The following is a 16,287-nucleotide window of genomic DNA, read 5'->3' as shown; positions in this document are numbered from 1 at the left end:
TTGGTGCAAGCGGAGTGATGAAGTATGGGGGGCCTGTGGTTGTCTATGGCCGGCCAGTTTTCCGCGCCGCTGCTAACACCCGGCCATCAGCGGCGGGTCGAGGCAGCAGCGGTCACGGTGTTCTCGTCTTCTCAGGCGGCGGCGCGTTCGTTCACGGGCCGGCGGCGCAGGCTTGCGTGCTGGATCGCGGGCGGGTTGTAGGCCATGTCCAGGGCGCCAACGTCGGTGCCGGGCGGGACAATCTCGTCGATGCGGTCGAGGATTTCGTCGGAGAGACTGACGTCGACGCTGGCGAGCAGATCGTCCAGTTGTTCCATCGTGCGCGGCCCGATGATCGCCGAGGTCACACCGGGGTGGGCGATCACGAACGCGATCGCGAGGTGGGTCATCGGCAGGCCCGCCTTCTCGGCGAGCGGGATGATCTGTTCGACGGCGTCGAGACGGCGCTCGTCAGTGATGTGCTTGAACATGGGCGCGCGACGCAGGTCGGTCTCCTGACCCTTACGGATGCGGCCGGTCAGCATGCCACCCGCGAGGGGACTCCAGACGAGTGTGCCCATGCCGTAGCGTTCGGCGACGGGCAGGACCTCACGCTCGATGCCGCGGTTGAGGATCGAGTAGGTCGGCTGCTCGGTGCGGAACCGCTCCAGACCGCGCCGTTCGGACACCCATTGCGCCTCGACCATGTCCGCGGCGGGCATGCTCGACGAGCCGATCGCCCGGACCTTGCCGCTGCGGATCAGGTCGGTCAGGGCCGAGAGGGTCTCCTCGATGTCGACGGTCGGGTCGGGCCGGTGGATCTGGTACAGGTCGATGTAGTCGGTCTGCAGTCGTCGCAGGGAGTTCTCGATCTCCGCGACGATCCAGCGACGGGAGTTGCCGCGCTGGTTCGGGTCCTCGCCCATCGGGTTGAAGACCTTGGTGGCGAGCACGACGGTGTCGCGGCGGCCTTTGAGCGCCTTGCCGACGATCTCCTCGGACTCGCCACGGGAGTACATGTCGGCCGTGTCGATGAAGTTGATCCCGGCGTCGAGTGCCTTGTGGATGATGCGGATCGAGTCCTCGTGGTCCGGGTTGCCGATGGCTCCGAACATCATGGCACCCAGGCAGTACGGGCTGACCTGGATGCCCGTGCGGCCGAGCGTGCGGTAGCGCATGGTTCTCCTCTGGTGGCGTAGCATGAGCTAAGCGGAACGTCTTATCAGATAACCAAGATACGGAACACCTTCTCACTTATGCAAGACGAGGGGAACTGAGTGAGCGCTGCCACACCAGACCGGCCACGTCGCGTACGCGTCGATGCCCAACGCAACATCGACGCGCTGATCGACGCAGCCCGGGAGGTCTTCCGCGTCTCGGGCGTCGATGCTCCGGTGCGCGAGATCACCAGCAAGGCCGGGGTGGGGCTCGCCACCTTCTACCGTCACTTCCCGGAGCGCTCCGACCTGGTCACCGCCGTGTTCCGGCATGAGGTCGATGCCTGCGCCGACACCGCGGCCACCCTGGCCGCCGAGCACGAGCCGCTCGAAGCTCTCGTCCGCTGGCTGCGCCGGTTCACCGAATTCGTCGGGGCCAAGCGTGGACTGGCCGCGGCCTTGCACTCCGGAAATCCCGCCTTCGAGCCGCTGCCCGCCTACTTCCAGCAGCGATTCGAGCCCGCCCTCGAACCGCTGCTCGCCGCCGCGGCCGCCGCGGGGGAGATCCGCGGCGACGTCAAACCGCTGGAACTGCTGCACGCGGTGTCCCGCCTGTGCTCGCCGACCGGCGTGGACCACTCGGGTGATGAGCGCATGGTCGGGCTGCTCATTGACGGACTTCGGTTCGGAGCGAAGCCGGGTCGGTAGTCCACCGAGCCCTGGACTCACTCATACAGTCACTCGAGATTGCCGCGAAGGTTCAGCGACCATCTCAGGCATATGACTGGGGGACGCGTGCACCGGAACGTCCGCCGATCGCGGCCATGCACTGAACTCGGCAGTTCAGCGCGCCGGTCGCCGCGTGACCTCGTCACGCAGCGTGACGAACACGGTCGAAATCGCGCTCGCCCTCGGCGACAGATGCGCGCACTCGACGGTGACTGACTGGACGTCGGGGATGTGTCAGCGGGATCTGCCCTTGCCGGATTGCATCGTTCTGCGGCTTGCCCGAGCACCCGCGGAAGATCTGTTCGTCGCGCCCAGCGGGTCATCAGGTCGACGCGGGCAGCGCTCCCAGCATGCCGAGACCACGGGCTGCTCCGGCGCGCACCTGCGGCGCATCGTCGGCGAACAACGACAGCAGGGCATCGACCGCCATTGCCGAACGATCGGTACCGACAGCCAGGGTGCCGATCGTCTCGCCCAGTATCGACCGCACGCGTACGTCGGGATCCTGGATCAGCCGTGCCAGGTGCTCGACGGCAGCCGCGTCAGCAAACCAGCGCAGATGCAGGACGGCGGATTGCCGGGTCAGAGCGTCCGGATCGTGCACGGCGGACAGCACCAGCTCGTAGGCGCGTCGGTCATCCTTGAGGCTCGACAGCGCACCAAGCGCATTTTGACGGATTCTCGGGTCGGGATCGGCCAGCTCCTCCCGCAGCAGTTCGACATCGTTGGGCTGGACGACATAACCGAGTGCCCATAGCCCTGCACTGTGCAGGTCGTGATGCCCGGTAGCGATGAACGACAGAATGATGGGACGGCAGGCCGCTGGGTCCGTCTCCATGATGTCGGCCAGCCATGCGCAGAAATTGTCGCGGTCATCGCCGCGCAGGGGACGGGCGAAGGCGCGCAGCAGCAGCGGGAACGCGGCAACCCCGCGAAGGCCGGCCAGGATGTACACCATAAAATCCCGGCCGTACCAGTCGTCCTCGTCCAGATACCGTTCCAGCGCGGCCTGGACGGGCGGGACCAGCGAGCGGTCTCCGCTCCTAGCCAGCTCATGCGCTGACGGCCACGGGTCACCGTCCAGTGTCTCGACATGACGAAACACCTCAGCGAGCGTCATCTGCACGCCTCCCGAATACTTCGACAGAGGATCATCGCCTCACGTGAAGCGTTCACGCTGATCATGCCATCTGCGCGACCGCGCTCCGAGCCGGCGATGGCAGCGTGCTGGGTCACCAACACGATCCTGTGCACGCTCATCGGCTTCTTGCCGTTGGCCGGCCGTGCCGGGGTCGGCACACCTTTCGCGGGTCGCTGGTGCGCGAGCCGGGACGCTCCGTCCGGGTCACTCGCCCGCGCGGAGCACTTCGCCCAGTTGCCGGCGACGGCGCAGTGCCGCCTCGATCGGCACCACGACGGCGACCGCCGCGAGCAGCACCACGCCCAGCAGTGCCAGCCATCCCCACGGCAGCGTGAGGGAAGGGTCGACGGTCTGGCGGGTGAGCAGCCGCAGTTCGAGGGGGCCGACCGTGAACCGGGCCAGCACCGTGCCGAGCAGTGGGCCGCCCACGGCGGCAAGCAACACCGCGGGCAGCAGCTCGCCGGCCGCGATCCAGCGGGCGTCGCGGGGTCGCAGGCCGAGGGTGCGCAGGCGGGTGATCGTCTGCCAGCGTTGCGGTGCGCCGGCGGCGGCGCCGAAGGCGAGGGCGAGCAGTCCCAGGACCAGGAGTGTCGCGGCGGCGGTGCGGGCCAGTCGCAGCAGGCCCGCGGTCAGCGGCGCGGCGCGGCGTGCGCGTTCGACGTCGGCGCGGAGCACGACGTCCGCGGCGGCGTCACCGAAGGCGGCGTCACCGGAGACGGCGGCGGCGGTGCCTGGGCCGGTCACCCAGATGGTGTTGGGCGCGGTGGGCAGGCCGGCGGCGGCGAGGCTGGCGGTGTCCACGACGACGAGGTCGGTGGCGTCGCCAATGGCGGGGGCGGTGCCGACGGCGGCGAGCCGGATCGCCGGGGCGCCGTCCGGCTGAGGCAGTTGCAGATGCATGCCGGGCCGGAGGCTGCCGTCGCCGGAGAGCACCAGCGCCGGGACCTCGCCGGGAACGCCGCCGGGAACGCCGCCGGGAACGCCGCCGGGAACGCCGCCGGGAACGCCGCCGGGGGCGGGGTTCGCGAGGCGGGCGAGCGCCGGCGCGTCGGGCAGCGGGGTGGCGGCGAGCAGCCGCTGGAACGCGGCGGTGTCGACGACCACCAGGCGCGGGGCGGTGACCGCGGCGTCGGCGATGACCCGGGCCCGGTCGGTGACCTGTGCGACGACGACGTGATCGATCCCGGGTGCGGCGGCGATACGCGCGGCGAGGCCGGGCGTCGAGGTCGCCGCGGCCGGGGCGACGTCGAGGCGGGCGTCGGCGCCGACGGTGCGCCACGAGCCGTCGGCGAGGCCCTGACCGGCGGTGGCGTCGACGGTGAGGGCGAACGACGCGAGTGCGGCGGCGGTCACCAGCGCCAGCGGCGGGAGGATGCGGGTGGCGGTGGCGGCGGCCCGGGCGGCGCCGAACACGGCAAGGGGGCGGCGGGAGCGCAGCGCCTGGCGCAGCGCCAGGTGGGTGCCGGCGGGCAGCAGCCGCAGCAGCAGGAGCGCGGCGGCGAGCGCGGCGAGCGCCGGTGCGCTGGTCGGCAGGCCGGCACTGCCGTCGGGGGTGGTCTCGGTGCCGGTCGGGGTGATGCCGCGTTGATGCAGCGCGACGAGGGCACCGGCGGCGGCGATGACGATCGCGACGTCCAGCGCGGCGCGGCGCAGCTGCCGGGTGCGCCGGGTCCGGCGGCGGGCGCTGCGGTTCGCCGGGGTACGCCGGTCGTTGGTGGCGCGGGCGGCGGCGAGCACACCGAACGCCGGTGCGGCGGTGGCGGCGGCCACGGCCAGCGGCAACACCGACAGCACGGCGACGCCGGGGGCGACGGCACGGGCGAGGGCGAGACCGACCGCGGTGGCCGCCAGCGCCGCCGCCGCTGACTCGATGAGCAGTTCCGTGCCGAGGTCGGGCAGGGCCGCCCCGCGGTGCCGGGCGGCGACGAGGGTCGGGCCGCGGCGGTGCACCAGCAGACCGGCGGCGACCAGCAGCACCAGTACCGTCGCGGCGATGATCCCGGTGAGCAGCACCGACGCCTGGGCGGACGCGGCGTTGACCTGGGTCCGCGCGTCACGGAGCACCGCGTCGAGCTGCGACTCCCAGCGCAGCGCCTCGTCGGGGCCGCTGGAGGCGCCGGAGGTGGCCTTGAGCTGCACGACGTTCGCGGCGAGCGTGGACGCGGTGGACCAGGTGAGGGCGTCCGGCTGGGGAGCGAACCGCACGGTGCGCTCCAGCTGGTCCTGGTCGAAGGCGAGGCGGGCGTCGGGCAGGGAGTCGCGGGACAGCAGCCCGCCGAGCCGGGTGCTGCCGACGCCGTCGGCGCCGGCCACGGGGTGCAGCACAGACGGGGCGAGCCGCCAGGCGGGGTCGGTGTCGTCGGCGGGCCGGAAGATGCCGCTCACCCGGACGTCCTTGACCACGTTGTGCGAGTCCTTGAGGGGGATGGTGTCGCCGGGGGACAGGTGCAGCGCCGCGGCGTCCGCCTCGGAAAGTCCGACCTGGACGGGCCAGGGCGGGCCGACGTACGGGGCCACCACGAACCGGTCGGTGTCGGCAGCGGCGGCCGGTCCCGGTGCGGTGCCGGCGATCCAGGTGACGGCGGGGCCACCGCCGTCGGCGGCGAGGTAGGCGAGCTGGAAGGTGCGCAGGACACTGCCGTCGGTGACGTTGAGGACGGGGCCGGTGACGACGGCGACCGGTGGTTGCAGCACGGCGTGCAGCCCGCCGCCGAGCTCGGACGACGCCCGGTCCCGGAAGGTGTCGACGTCGTCGGCGAGCAGCGGCGCGCGGAGCCGTCCGCCGCTCGGCCCGTCGTCGCGTTCGAAGCGGGCGTGCACGCGGACGTCGGCGTTGTCGCCGGCGCGGCGGACGGTGTCGCGGACCGCGTCGTCGGCGGTGGCGCGCAACAGCGGGGGCACCGCCCCGGCGAGGAGCGCGACGGCGGCGACGACGGCGCCGGCGAGCAGCAGCGGCCCGGCGTCGGCGCGGGCCCGGCCGAGGATGCTGGGCCAGTGCAGGGCCGGTGGGCGCAGGCGCGGCCGGTGCACGTCGCCACCCGCGGGTGGGCGTCGGCGCAGCCGGTTCACGACGCCACCCGCAGGTGCGCGGCGTCGGCCCGGCGGACCTGGACGGAGACGACGGCGGCGACCGCGACGGTGCAACCGGCCAGCAACAGCAGCAGCAGGGTCGTCTCGGCCGCCCATGGCCACAGCGGCTGCGCCGACGGTACCGGCGCGGCGCCGGTGTCTGAGCGCACCATCAGCGGTGCCACGAGCCGGGTGGCGAGCCCGCCGACCGCGGCGCCGGCGATGAGCAGGGGGACCAGCACCGCGGCGTGCTGGCCGAGCAGGACCGCCCGGATGTCGCGGCGGGCCATGCCGATGCCGCGCAGCCGTGCCACCTCGAGCGCGCGGACCTGCAGGTCGCAGGTCACGTGCAGGACGACACCGGCGAGCAGCAGCAGCGCGGCGGCCGGGACGAGCAGCCGCAGCGCGGCGGGCAGGCCGGCGCGCAGGGGGCCGGCGCTGAGGCGGGTGGTCTCCTCGGCGCGGGTGGTGACGGTGCCTAGCCGCAGTGCCGTGGCCCGGTCGGCGGCGTCGCCGGTGGGGTGGCCGACCCACCAGGCGTCGACCGGGTAGGTGAGGTCGCCGGTGACGGTGATGGCGCGGGAGAGCGTGTCGAGGTCGGCGAGGACCGCGGCGGCGCCGGGGGCGGCCGGGATCGTCGGCAGCACCTCGGCGACGACGACCGGCACGGCTGTGGTGCCGACGGTGATGCTCAGCGGTGTCCCACGGTGAGCGTCGATCTCGTCGGCGAAGCGGGCGGACACGGCGACCGGGACAGGCCCGGGGTCTTCGAATGCGGTGGCGACGATGGTACGGGCGGCGTCCGGCGCGCCGTCGAGCTGGACGGTCCCGGTCACGTCCAGGCCGGCGCCGGTGACGGTGACGTCCGGGTGGGTCACCTGCCCGGGGACCGGCGGGGCGGATGTCGCCGTCCACGGACCGGCGGGTGGTGTGCCGCCAGGCACGGTGAGGGTGACGGCGACCTTGGTGATGCCGCCCGAGAACACTGACTCGGACATCTCGACCTTCAGCGACACGGCGACGAGCTGCAACCCGGCGGCGGCCGCGCACGCCGGCAGCTGGTGCGGGGCCGCGTCCAGCGGCACGGCGGGTGCGGTGCACGGGGTTCGCAGGCCGGTGGCGTCCTGCAGGAGCAGGCGCGGGGTGACGATGAGCGCGGCGGTGCCGGTGGCGGTGCCGGTGAGGGTGAGGGCCGCGCCGCCCGGGACCGTGATGCCGGCGGCGGGGGTCGCCGGGGCAAGGGCGGCGCCGACGTCGGTCCAGCTCCGGTCGCCGTCGAGCCGGCCGCGCAGCAGCGCGCCGGCGCGGGCGGCGTCCACGGCGACGAGCCGCGGCGGGTCCCCGGCGCTGCCGAGCCACTGTCCCACGGCGACGCCACGGTTGACGGCAGGGCTCACCGTGCCGCCGGTGGCGGCGGCGACGGTGCCGCCCTGCCCGGCGTCGGGTGGGGTGGTGAGGGTGAGCGCGAGGTCGGTGCCGACGGACACGTCGGCCTGGTCGTGCTGCGAACGGTGCCAGGTGGCGTCGAACGCGACACCGAACGTGCCTGCGGCACACGCAAGGCCGATGAGCAGTCCCGCGGCGACCGCCTGCGGGCGGCGGGCGGCCTCGAACGCGGCCAGCGGCACGACGAGCCCGCGGGCGCGGCGGGCCAGCCGGTCGGCGCCGTGCAGGGCCGGCAGCACCAGGCGCAGCGCCACCGCGGCACCGGCGGTCAGCAGCAGCGCCGGCGCCAGGACACGCACGACGTCGGCGCGGGTGGTGGCGCCGGCGGGCTGCGCCGACAGCTGCCACCAGCCGACCCCGGCGAACGCGACGAGCAGCAGGTCCGCACCGGACCGGGCGAGCAGCTCGCGGCGCTGCCGGCGCTCACCGGGCGCGGGTCCGGGCCGCACGGCCAGGACGATGAGCACCGCGTCCAGCGCGAGCGCACCGGCCACGACGGTGAGCACCTGCAGGCCGGTCACGACCGGGTGGGTGCTGAGCCCGGCGCCGTCCAGCGGCGGCAGGTGGGTGAGGGCGGCGTGCAGGGCCGAGGACGCGGGGACAGCGAGCGCGGCGGCGAGCGCGGCGAGCGCGGCGGCCTCCACGGCGGCGGTCGCCGCGAGCTGGCGAGGGCTGGTGCCGAGGGCGACGAGCAGGGCGGTCTCATCGGCGCGGACACCGGCGGCGAGCCGGGCAGCGAGGGCCAGGGCGGTCGCGGCGAGGATGCCGCCGAGGACGGCCACGGCGAGCACGACGGCGGCCGTGACCCGCCGCTGGTCGTCGGCGGCGCGCAGGGTCAGCGGCAGGCCGGAGTAGACCCGTTCGAGACCGACGCGGTCGCCGAGGGTACGGGCGAGCAGGCGGTCCGCGCCACCGACCGCCCCGGCGGCGGCGTCGAGGTCACGTCGGGTCGGACGCGACAGGTCCGGGTGTGCGGTGACCTGCAACCGGTCGATGGTGGCGCCGGTCGTGAGCAGGTCGGTGAGGTCGACGATGAGCGGACCGTACACGTTGACGGGCTGACCGAAGCGGCCGTCGAGGTAACCGAGGGCGTAACCGGTCGCGGCGAGCGGGTCGCGGTCCCAGCCGGCGCCGGGCAGCGGCCGGACGACACCGACGACGGTGACGTCCAGCGGGGGGACGGCGGCATGGGCGAGCTCCGCACCGAGGTGCAGCCGGCTGCCAGGGGTGACGCCGAGCACCTGCGCGGTCTGCTCCAGCAGCACCACTTCCAAGGGCGTCCTGCCGGCCTGCGGCCAGCGGCCCGCGGTGAGCTGGGTGCGGGCCGGCAGATCATCCATGCCGGACAGATACGTCTGCGGTGCGACGGTGGTGCCGGCCGCCACGGCCTGGGGCAGAGCCCGCAGGATGCTTGACGCGCGGGTGTGCGTCGTCGTGGGAAAGGGCGCGAGGGCACCGGTGATGACGTCACGGGCGCCGGCGGCGACGGCACTGGCGTCCGGGCCTTCAATGGTGCCGGTGTACGCGGTGACGTCGACAGCATCAGCGGCGGCACGGGCGGCGGCGACCTCGTACGCCCGCTCGGCGGTGTGGGTGGTGAGCAGGGCACAGGTGCCGAGCAGGGTGGCGCCGACGGTGACGACACCGAGCAGCGCGGCGAGCAGCGGCCATTGCGCGCCCGCGCGGCGCAGGAGCAGGCTCAGCATCAGTCGAGCTGCCCGTCGTGGATGGTGATGACCCGGTCGGCGAGCGCCATCATCACCGGGTCGTGGGTGGAGACGAGCGCGGTGACCCCCTCCGACTCGACGACGCCGCGGATCAGCGCCATCACCGCCAGGCCGGTTTCGGCGTCGAGCTGGCCGGTGGGTTCGTCGGCGATGAGCAGCCGGGGCGAGCCGGCCAGCGCCCGGGCGATCGCGACGCGCTGCTGCTGACCGCCGGACAGTTCGGTGGGGCGCTGCTCGGCGTGGTCGGTGAGCCCGACGAGGCCGAGGAGCAGTTCGACGCGGCGTTCCCGCTCGGCGGGTGCGACGCGGGCCAGCCGCAGCGGCGCGCCGACGTTCTCCGCGGCGGACAGCACCGGGATCAGGCCGAAGGTCTGGAACACGTAGGAGACCTTCTCCCGGCGCAGCCGGGACAGCCCGTCCTCGTCGAGCGCGGTGACGTCGGTGCCGTCGATGTGCACGGTGCCGCCGTCCGGGCGGTCCAACCCGCCGATGACGTTGAGCAGCGTCGTCTTGCCCGATCCGGACCGGCCGACGAGGGCGACCATGGTGCCGGGCCGCACGTCGAACGACACGCCCCTGAGTGCGTGGACCGCGGCCGGCCCGGCGCCGAAGCGGCGGTGGATGTCACGTACCGACAGCAGCGGCTCGGCAGTCACGTCGACGGTGTTCACGCGGTGTCCGCCGTGTCGGGACGGATCGTGACGTGGTCCGGTTCCAGCGCCAGGCGGACCCGGCGGGTCAGGGCGAGCGCCTCACGAAAGTCGCGCGGCACCTGGACCCGGCCGGCGCGGTCCATCACGGCGTACTCCTCGGCGATCACGTGGGTGTCACCCTCGGCGTCGGTGGTGGCTCGGCGCAACACCTCGCTGCTGGTCCGGCCGTCACGGATGGCGACAGTCCGCTCGACCTGGCCGCTCACCGCCGGGTCGTGGGTCACCACCACCACGGTGACGCCGAAGCGCTGGTTGACGTCCCGTAACGCCCCGAACACCTCCGCCGACGTCGCGGTGTCCAGCTCGCCGGTGGGCTCGTCGGCCAGCAGGACCCGCGGCTGGTTCGCCAGCGCCACAGCGATGGCGACCCGCATCTGCTGACCACCGGACAACTGGGCGGGCCGCCGGTCGGCACAGTCGGCGACGCCGAGGGCCGCCAGCAGCTCGGCGGCACGGTCCCGGCGGGCCCTGACCGGGGTGCGGGCCGTCGTCATCGGCAGGTCCACCATCTGCCGGGCGGTCAGGTACGGCACCAGGTTGCTGGCCGTCTGCTGCCGCACGAACCCCACCGTGTGCCGCCGGTAGCGGACCCGGTCGGCGCGGGACATGGCCAGCAGGTTCCACCGGTCGACCCGCGCCCGCCCGGCGGTCGGGGCGTCGATCCCGGCGAGGATGGACAGCAGCGTCGACTTGCCCGACCGGACGCGCCCACGACGGCGACCATCTCTCCGCTGTCCACGGCCAGGTCGAGCCCTTGCAGCGCCTGCATCTCGACCGACCCGGTCTGATAGATGCGCACGAGGCTCTCGCAGACGATCAGCGCGTCACGGCCGAACTCGGGCGCCCGCTCCGGCGGCTGCGGTAGTGACAACGACAGCGGCGTGCTCGACATACCCCTCCTCGGCGGTCCCCGTGGGTGTTCGAGAATGCCACACCAACCTACATTTCCCACGATTTTCGAAACGTTCCGGGAACGGGTGCGGCCCGCCGAGTGCGGCAGCCTCAGCGGCACGGTCGCACGGTCAGCACCGCGGCGTCAGGCGTTACGGCGCAGGCGGCGCAGCTGGAAGGCCGCGATCGGCACCACGAGCGCGAACAGCAGCACGGCGAGGGCGGCGCCGCGACCGATGTTGTCGGCCCGGAAGGACTGGTTGTACACCTCCAGAGCGAGCACGCTGCTTTTGAACTGCCCACCCGTCGACGTGCGGACGATGTCGAAGACCTTCAGGGTGGCGACGGTGATGGTCATGACCACCACCACGATGGTCGGCCGGATCGTGGGCATGGTCACCCACCAGAACATCTGCCGCGCGTCGGCCCCGTCGAGGCGGGCCGCCTCGGCGACATCGGCCGGGATTCCCTTGATGGCGGCCGAGATGACCACCGCGGCGAACCCGGCCTGGATCCAGACCAGCATCACGATCATGAAGAACGTGTTGCCCGGCGTGTTGCTCAGGAACTGCTGCGGCTCGCCGCCGAGCCGGACGATCAGCTCGTTGAGCAGTCCGATCTGCTCGTCCTCGGGAGCCCGGTAGGCGTAGATGAACTTCCAGATGATGGCCGCGCCGACGAACGAGATCGCCATCGGCATGAAGATCAGCGAGTTGGCGATCCGTTCCCGGCGGGCGTCGGTGACCAGCACCGCGTACAAGATGCCGATCGCCGTTGACGCCAGCGGCACGCACACCACCCACAACAGCGTGTTGCGCAGCATGAGCAGCGTCTCGGGGTCGGTGAAGATCCAGACATAGTTGTCGAGGGCGACGAACTGCCGGCCGGCGGCGTCGAAGAACGACAGGTAGAGCGTGCGCAGCATCGGAAATGCCAGCCCCAGACACAGCAGCAGCACCGCGGGGCCGAGGAAGACCGCGACATGCCACCGCCGTGACCGGCGGCCACGCGCCAGCACCGCGTCGAGGCGGTACATGACCGCGGCGATGACCAGCAGGAAGACGCACATGTACAGCAGGGCGGTCCCGACCTTGCGCAGGTCGCCGGTGAAGACGACGTCGAGCATGGCTGTCACCCGTCCTCGGGGGAGTAGCGGCGGGCGTCCACGAGGGACGGTTGGGCATGCACCGACCGGTGTGCCGACGGGTGGCGTCCACCAGGACGACAGTTCCATGGCGTCGTGACCAGGGCGGATCGACACGAAGCGCCTCGTTGGCGTGCCCGGCCGGGCATCCGTTCAGGGTAGGTGGCGAACGTCGCCGGGGACAGGTCCGTTCGGAGCGAACATCAATGAGTTCCGTGCGCCGCGGCGTGACCCGGCGCGACCGGCACGGGCGTGATGGCCTGCGGCCCGCAGTGCCTTGAGCCACTTCACGGCCGCGAAGGCCCCGGCCGAGGTGACCAAAGGCGATCCGAGCCCTCCTGGAGCGCTGAGGACCGTCTGCGGTCACTCGCGCAGGCTGCCGGGGAACAGCACGCCCGCCACCGCGTCACCGGCCGCGCCGCGCAGCGCCGGGTCGTCGCGGATCGCCCGGACGTGCTCCAAGTGGTAGACCCTGCCGCCGATCGCACGGGCGTGCCGGCCCTGCGGATTCTGCGTGGCGCCCAGGTCCGACCGCTACGGCACCGGGCGGCGCTTCGAGGACCACCAGAGCGCGGCGGCGGAGGCCGGGAAGTACTACGGCGACCTCGCGCCGATGCGCGCCAGGTCCGCGCCGCCTACGACGTCGTGGCGAACGACCCGGCGGTCGACGCGAGCCGGATCGTCGTCATCGGCGGCGTCGGTCTTGTCGTCGCTGCCGCACGCGGCCAGCTACAGGGCGAACGCGGCAGCGGCGGTGACAGCGACGAGTTTGGTGCGGAACATGAGCAACCCTCCAGGATCAGGACGTATACGAGTGACTCGGAACAGCGGGATGGACGGATTGGTCGCAGGTCTGCATTGAATCGCCGGCGCCGGCCGGTCGGTACCGGCGCAGCGCGGGTCGGTGCGGGTCAGGGCGGGTCAGTGCTGGTCGGCGCCGAGGCCGACGCCGAGCAGGGCCGGCAGCGTCGTCAGGGGCGCCGACGTGCTGTCGAAGCGCGGTGACGCCACCGACGACCCGGACGGGCACGGCACCGGCATGGCGGCCATCATTGCCGGGCACGGGCACGGGCACGGCCCGGGCAATGCCGACGGCATCCTCGGCATCGCGCCGAAGGTGAAGATCCTGCCGATCCGTATGCTCGACCGGTCGGAGGAGCCCACCAGCGGCGCCTCGGTCATCTCCGCTTCGTTGGAGATCATGAGCAACGACGCCCCGCTGTGGGAGGCCGTGGCGCGGGCGATCGACAAGGGTGTCGTGGTCGTCGCCAGCACCGAAAACGACCACGACTTACGGCTGGCTCCGTCTGTGAGAACGGAGAACGGGGCCCACGTGTGCGCGACCTCCAGTCCCGGGTGGACGGGTCTCTCTTGATCAATGTCCGCGACTTTCGGACCCGCCCTGCGGCCCCGGTGGCGATCAGAACGGCGGGTCGGGTACTGATCTACCGGCCAAACCGGCGACGTTACGTTCAGTAGCGGGGACCCGCTCTCGGGCGGTTACCGGATCTGCCGATGACCGCGCACCTGACCTTGGTCACAGATTGAGGGCTGCCCGAGCATTTTTGGCTGGCCCTGGGACGCTGAACGGTGGCCGCCTTGCGCGGCGGGTGCCCGGGATCGCCGCCGCGACCGGGGCGTGCCTGGCAACCCCGCAAAGAACCGCCCTGAGCTGCCTCCGAGGGGTTGTTTGACAAGCTAAGCCGCCGCGCTACCGGCCGAGCCGGCGCAGCACGCCGTCGCCACGATGATCAGTGTGGTGCGTGTCCTGACGCGTTAGCTTGCCCTGGGGCGATCTTCGCGAAGCACGACGTCAGTAAGTGGCGGTGAGCTCCCGGGCACGGGTCCTGGCCCAGGCGTCGGCTGAGCGAATCTCCTCGATGCTGCCGACGGCGCTGCCACCCAGTTCCGCGACGACCTGCGCCACGGTGTCTACGATCGCGAGGAACGGCAGCCGACCGGCGAGGAAGCGCTCGACGCAGATCTCGTTGGCCGCGTTGTACACGGCGGGCGCGCTGCCGCTGGCCCGCCCCACCTGCCGGGCCAGCGCCACGGCTGGGAACGCCTCGTCGTCGAGGGGCATGAGCCGCCAGTCGTGCGGCCGGGACCAATCGAAGGCACGGGCGGCGCCCGGCAGCCTGTGGGGCCAGGCCAGGCCGAGCGCGATCGGCAGGCGCATGTCGGGCGGGCTTACCTGGGCGATGACCGCGCCGTCGTGGTACTCGACCATCGAATGAATCTCGGACGTGGGATGCAGCAATACCTCGATGTCGTCGTACGCGACGCCGAACAGCAGGTGTGCCTCGATGACCTCGAGCCCCTTGTTGACCAGCGTCGCCGAGTTGACCGTGATGACCGGCCCCATGGACCACGTCGGATGTGCGAGCGCCTGCGCCGCGGTGACCTCGGTGAGTTCCGAGCGCCGACGGCCGCGGAACGGCCCACCGGTCGCCGTGATGATCAGGCGGCGCACCTCGCCGTGCGCGCCGGAGCGCAGAGTCTGGGCCAGGGCGGAGTGCTCTGAGTCGACGGGCACGATCTGACCGGGCCGGGCCGCTCGGGTGACCAGATCGCCCCCGACGATCAGCGACTCCTTGTTGGCCAGGGCGAGGGTGTTGCCCGCCTTCAGCACGGCCAAGGTGGAGGACAGCCCCAGGGCGCCATCAATGGCGTTGAGGACCACGTCGCAGCGACCGGCGGCCACCTGCTCGACGCTCTCCGGTCCCGTCAGGATCGACGGCATTCGCCAGGCGCCGGGAGCCAGGCGTCGTCGGGAGGCCTCGGCGGTGATCGCCTCGCGGAGCGGGTCGGCGGCGTCCGCCCAGGCGACGGCGACCTCGACCGGGTTCAGGTCGAGGACCTGCTCGGCCAGCAGCTGGAGACGGGTGCCACCGGCCGCCAGCGCGGTCACCCGAAACCGGTCGGGGTTTCGCCGGACAACGTCTACCGCCTGCGTACCGACCGATCCGGTCGAACCGAGCACGACTACGTCACGCGGGAAGGCTGCCCCTCCGACCTGATCTTGGCTGTCCATGGCGCTTATCATTCACCATCGCGAACTCCTGATGTCCACCCGCCGCCATCGCGGACGCGCGGCACGGTACGCAGCGAGCGGCACCAGCCCGGCGGCCAAGAGTAGCGCGGCCCGGGGCGGCCGCTCCGGCGGCGCAAGGGCACCCAGATGCCACGGCCAGACGTGCACCTCAAACTGCACGGCGCGGATCGGCGACGTCGCCGTCGAGGGCTGCGACTTCCTGTATCTGGACGAGAGAGGCCTGATCGACGAGTTGACGGTCATGGCTCGTCGGTTGTCCACCGCGCAAGCGTTGGCCGCCGCGATGGCTGGTCAGTTCGCGCAGATTCAGTGAGGCCGCCGCTGAATAGGCTCGCCACCCCGCTCGCCACCCACTGCTGGATCACCGCCAAGGTCAGGTGCGCGGACATGCCGCCGTTGGTGCGCGGTCGCGGCGGGTCGACCGTGGCGGGTCACGGACCGTCAACGGCTCGCCGTGGCCGACGCTTCCTGTCTTGGCCGATGAGCGAGCACGGTGGCGTGAATCGTGCCGTGCCGGTCAGCTGAGTTGCGTGTCCCACCAGCGCGGCAGGTCGTCATTCGGCTCTGCCGGACTGGCGAAATGAAACGGCACACTGACGTGCTGCGCAACAGCTCGGCCCTGCTCGGTCGCCTGTTGCGACTCCGGCCAGGGCGGCACCTGTCCGTTGAAGAGCCTGGTGTCGCCGCCGTGCTGCAGCACCGTCAACCGCACCTCGTCGAAGCGGTGATGGTGGCGGCCAGGTCGGCGCACGATGGCAACGAGGACCACGAACCAGCCCTGAGTGTCGCCGTCCCAGAAGGCTTCGACGGCGACGATCGGTGCGGTGACGGCCTCCGCCTTCTCGATCAGCTGCGCGGTCGTCAACGGCGGTGGCGGTGGCTCGAGGAGGCCCTGCCGGTCGAGTTCGGCACGGCGCTCGATCAGCAGATCCTGCGCCTCAAACAGGCCGGGCGGTGGTTGCTGCGGGCCCTCCTCACGCAAGAGGACGACTGCCTGGATCAACCGATTCGTGCACAGCAACGCGTCGATCCGCTCCAGCAGCCGTGGGTCTGTCGTGCTCCACCAAGCGTCAGCATGATCCACGTCGCCATTATCTTCAGCGGCCGCAGCGTCAGTGAAGGGTCATGATCGACGCACTCTTCTGCCGTTGCGACACGAGGTCACACCTTGCGAGTGAACTCACTGATTGGAGGCCGACCGATGTCGGTGGTGTAGTTCCGGCGCGTGCTCACTGC

The 16,287-nt window shown here is 72.2% G+C and carries 11 protein-coding genes and 1 pseudogene; 3 read left to right on the top strand and 9 right to left on the bottom strand.

What is annotated here, in order from left to right; genetic code table 11:
- Positions 1–131: 131 nt before the first annotated feature.
- Positions 132–1,157, bottom strand: a complete 1,026-nt coding sequence (locus ACFY3L_RS23010; RefSeq protein ID WP_389327410.1) for an aldo/keto reductase — start codon at positions 1,155–1,157, stop codon at positions 132–134.
- A gap of 99 nt (positions 1,158–1,256) precedes the next feature.
- On the opposite strand from ACFY3L_RS23010, the gene ACFY3L_RS23005 reads away from it, so the two are divergent.
- A complete protein-coding gene (locus tag ACFY3L_RS23005; protein WP_389327407.1) occupies positions 1,257–1,844 on the top strand; it encodes a TetR/AcrR family transcriptional regulator in 588 nt (195 codons plus the stop codon).
- A gap of 343 nt (positions 1,845–2,187) precedes the next feature.
- Here ACFY3L_RS23005 and ACFY3L_RS23000 read toward each other — a convergent pair whose 3' ends face one another.
- From ACFY3L_RS23000 to ACFY3L_RS22975, 6 genes and pseudogenes are all read right to left on the bottom strand, one after another.
- A complete protein-coding gene (locus ACFY3L_RS23000; protein WP_389327404.1) occupies positions 2,188–2,985 on the bottom strand; it encodes a HEAT repeat domain-containing protein in 798 nt (265 codons plus the stop codon).
- Positions 2,986–3,210: 225 nt separating this feature from the next.
- Entirely contained in the window at positions 3,211–6,075 is a 2,865-nt protein-coding gene (locus tag ACFY3L_RS22995) for an FtsX-like permease family protein (protein ID WP_389327401.1), read from the bottom strand.
- Positions 6,072–9,227 carry an FtsX-like permease family protein gene (locus ACFY3L_RS22990; RefSeq protein ID WP_389327398.1) on the bottom strand — a complete coding sequence of 1,052 codons (3,156 nt, stop codon included), beginning with the start codon at positions 9,225–9,227 and terminating at the stop codon, positions 6,072–6,074. The genes ACFY3L_RS22995 and ACFY3L_RS22990 overlap by 4 nt, the downstream gene beginning before the upstream one ends.
- Positions 9,227–9,904 carry an ABC transporter ATP-binding protein gene (locus ACFY3L_RS22985; RefSeq protein WP_389328833.1) on the bottom strand — a complete coding sequence of 226 codons (678 nt, stop codon included), beginning with the start codon at positions 9,902–9,904 and terminating at the stop codon, positions 9,227–9,229. Before ACFY3L_RS22985 ends, ACFY3L_RS22990 begins: the two co-directional genes overlap by 1 nt.
- Before the next feature lie 11 nt (positions 9,905–9,915).
- Positions 9,916–10,853 (bottom strand): annotated as a pseudogene (locus tag ACFY3L_RS22980) (ABC transporter ATP-binding protein).
- A gap of 144 nt (positions 10,854–10,997) precedes the next feature.
- The gene (locus ACFY3L_RS22975) at positions 10,998–11,978 is read right to left on the bottom strand and encodes a carbohydrate ABC transporter permease (protein ID WP_389327395.1); all 981 of its coding nucleotides are present in this window, start codon (positions 11,976–11,978) and stop codon (positions 10,998–11,000) included.
- A gap of 1,057 nt (positions 11,979–13,035) precedes the next feature.
- Between ACFY3L_RS22975 and ACFY3L_RS22970 the strand changes: the two genes are divergently transcribed.
- Positions 13,036–13,371, top strand: coding sequence for a hypothetical protein (locus ACFY3L_RS22970; protein WP_389327392.1), 336 nt, complete (start codon positions 13,036–13,038; stop codon positions 13,369–13,371).
- Between the two features lie 438 nt (positions 13,372–13,809).
- Here ACFY3L_RS22970 and dxr read toward each other — a convergent pair whose 3' ends face one another.
- On the bottom strand, positions 13,810–15,030 hold the full coding sequence (gene dxr, locus ACFY3L_RS22965; protein ID WP_389327389.1) for a 1-deoxy-D-xylulose-5-phosphate reductoisomerase: 1,221 nt from the start codon (positions 15,028–15,030) through the stop codon (positions 13,810–13,812).
- Between dxr and ACFY3L_RS22960 the strand changes: the two genes are divergently transcribed.
- On the top strand, positions 15,029–15,364 hold the full coding sequence (locus ACFY3L_RS22960) for a hypothetical protein (RefSeq protein ID WP_389327386.1): 336 nt from the start codon (positions 15,029–15,031) through the stop codon (positions 15,362–15,364). The two genes, dxr and ACFY3L_RS22960, sit on opposite strands and share 2 nt — an antisense overlap.
- Before the next feature lie 204 nt (positions 15,365–15,568).
- Here ACFY3L_RS22960 and ACFY3L_RS22955 read toward each other — a convergent pair whose 3' ends face one another.
- Positions 15,569–16,135 carry a hypothetical protein gene (locus ACFY3L_RS22955; protein ID WP_389327383.1) on the bottom strand — a complete coding sequence of 189 codons (567 nt, stop codon included), beginning with the start codon at positions 16,133–16,135 and terminating at the stop codon, positions 15,569–15,571.
- Positions 16,136–16,287 lie beyond the last annotated feature (152 nt).

Source organism: Dactylosporangium sp. NPDC000521, assembly GCF_042898305.1.
Classification (GTDB): Bacteria; Actinomycetota; Actinomycetes; order Mycobacteriales; family Micromonosporaceae; genus Dactylosporangium.
The sequence above is the reverse complement of the archived record's forward strand: the minus strand, read 5'-3'. Positions and strand labels throughout refer to the sequence as shown.

Bases quoted from the DNA above. Each gene is read 5' to 3' on its own strand.
- ACFY3L_RS22970 (WP_389327392.1), top strand. From the start codon at position 13,036: ATGGCGGCCATCATTGCCGGGCACGGGCACGGGCACGGCCCGGGCAAT.
- ACFY3L_RS22990 (WP_389327398.1), bottom strand. From the start codon at position 9,227: ATGCTGAGCCTGCTCCTGCGCCGCGCGGGCGCGCAATGGCCGCTGCTC.
- ACFY3L_RS22960 (WP_389327386.1), top strand. From the start codon at position 15,029: ATGGCGCTTATCATTCACCATCGCGAACTCCTGATGTCCACCCGCCGC.
- ACFY3L_RS23000 (WP_389327404.1), bottom strand. From the start codon at position 2,985: ATGACGCTCGCTGAGGTGTTTCGTCATGTCGAGACACTGGACGGTGAC.
- ACFY3L_RS22975 (WP_389327395.1), bottom strand. From the start codon at position 11,978: ATGCTCGACGTCGTCTTCACCGGCGACCTGCGCAAGGTCGGGACCGCC.
- ACFY3L_RS23010 (WP_389327410.1), bottom strand. From the start codon at position 1,157: ATGCGCTACCGCACGCTCGGCCGCACGGGCATCCAGGTCAGCCCGTAC.
- dxr (WP_389327389.1), bottom strand. From the start codon at position 15,030: ATGGACAGCCAAGATCAGGTCGGAGGGGCAGCCTTCCCGCGTGACGTA.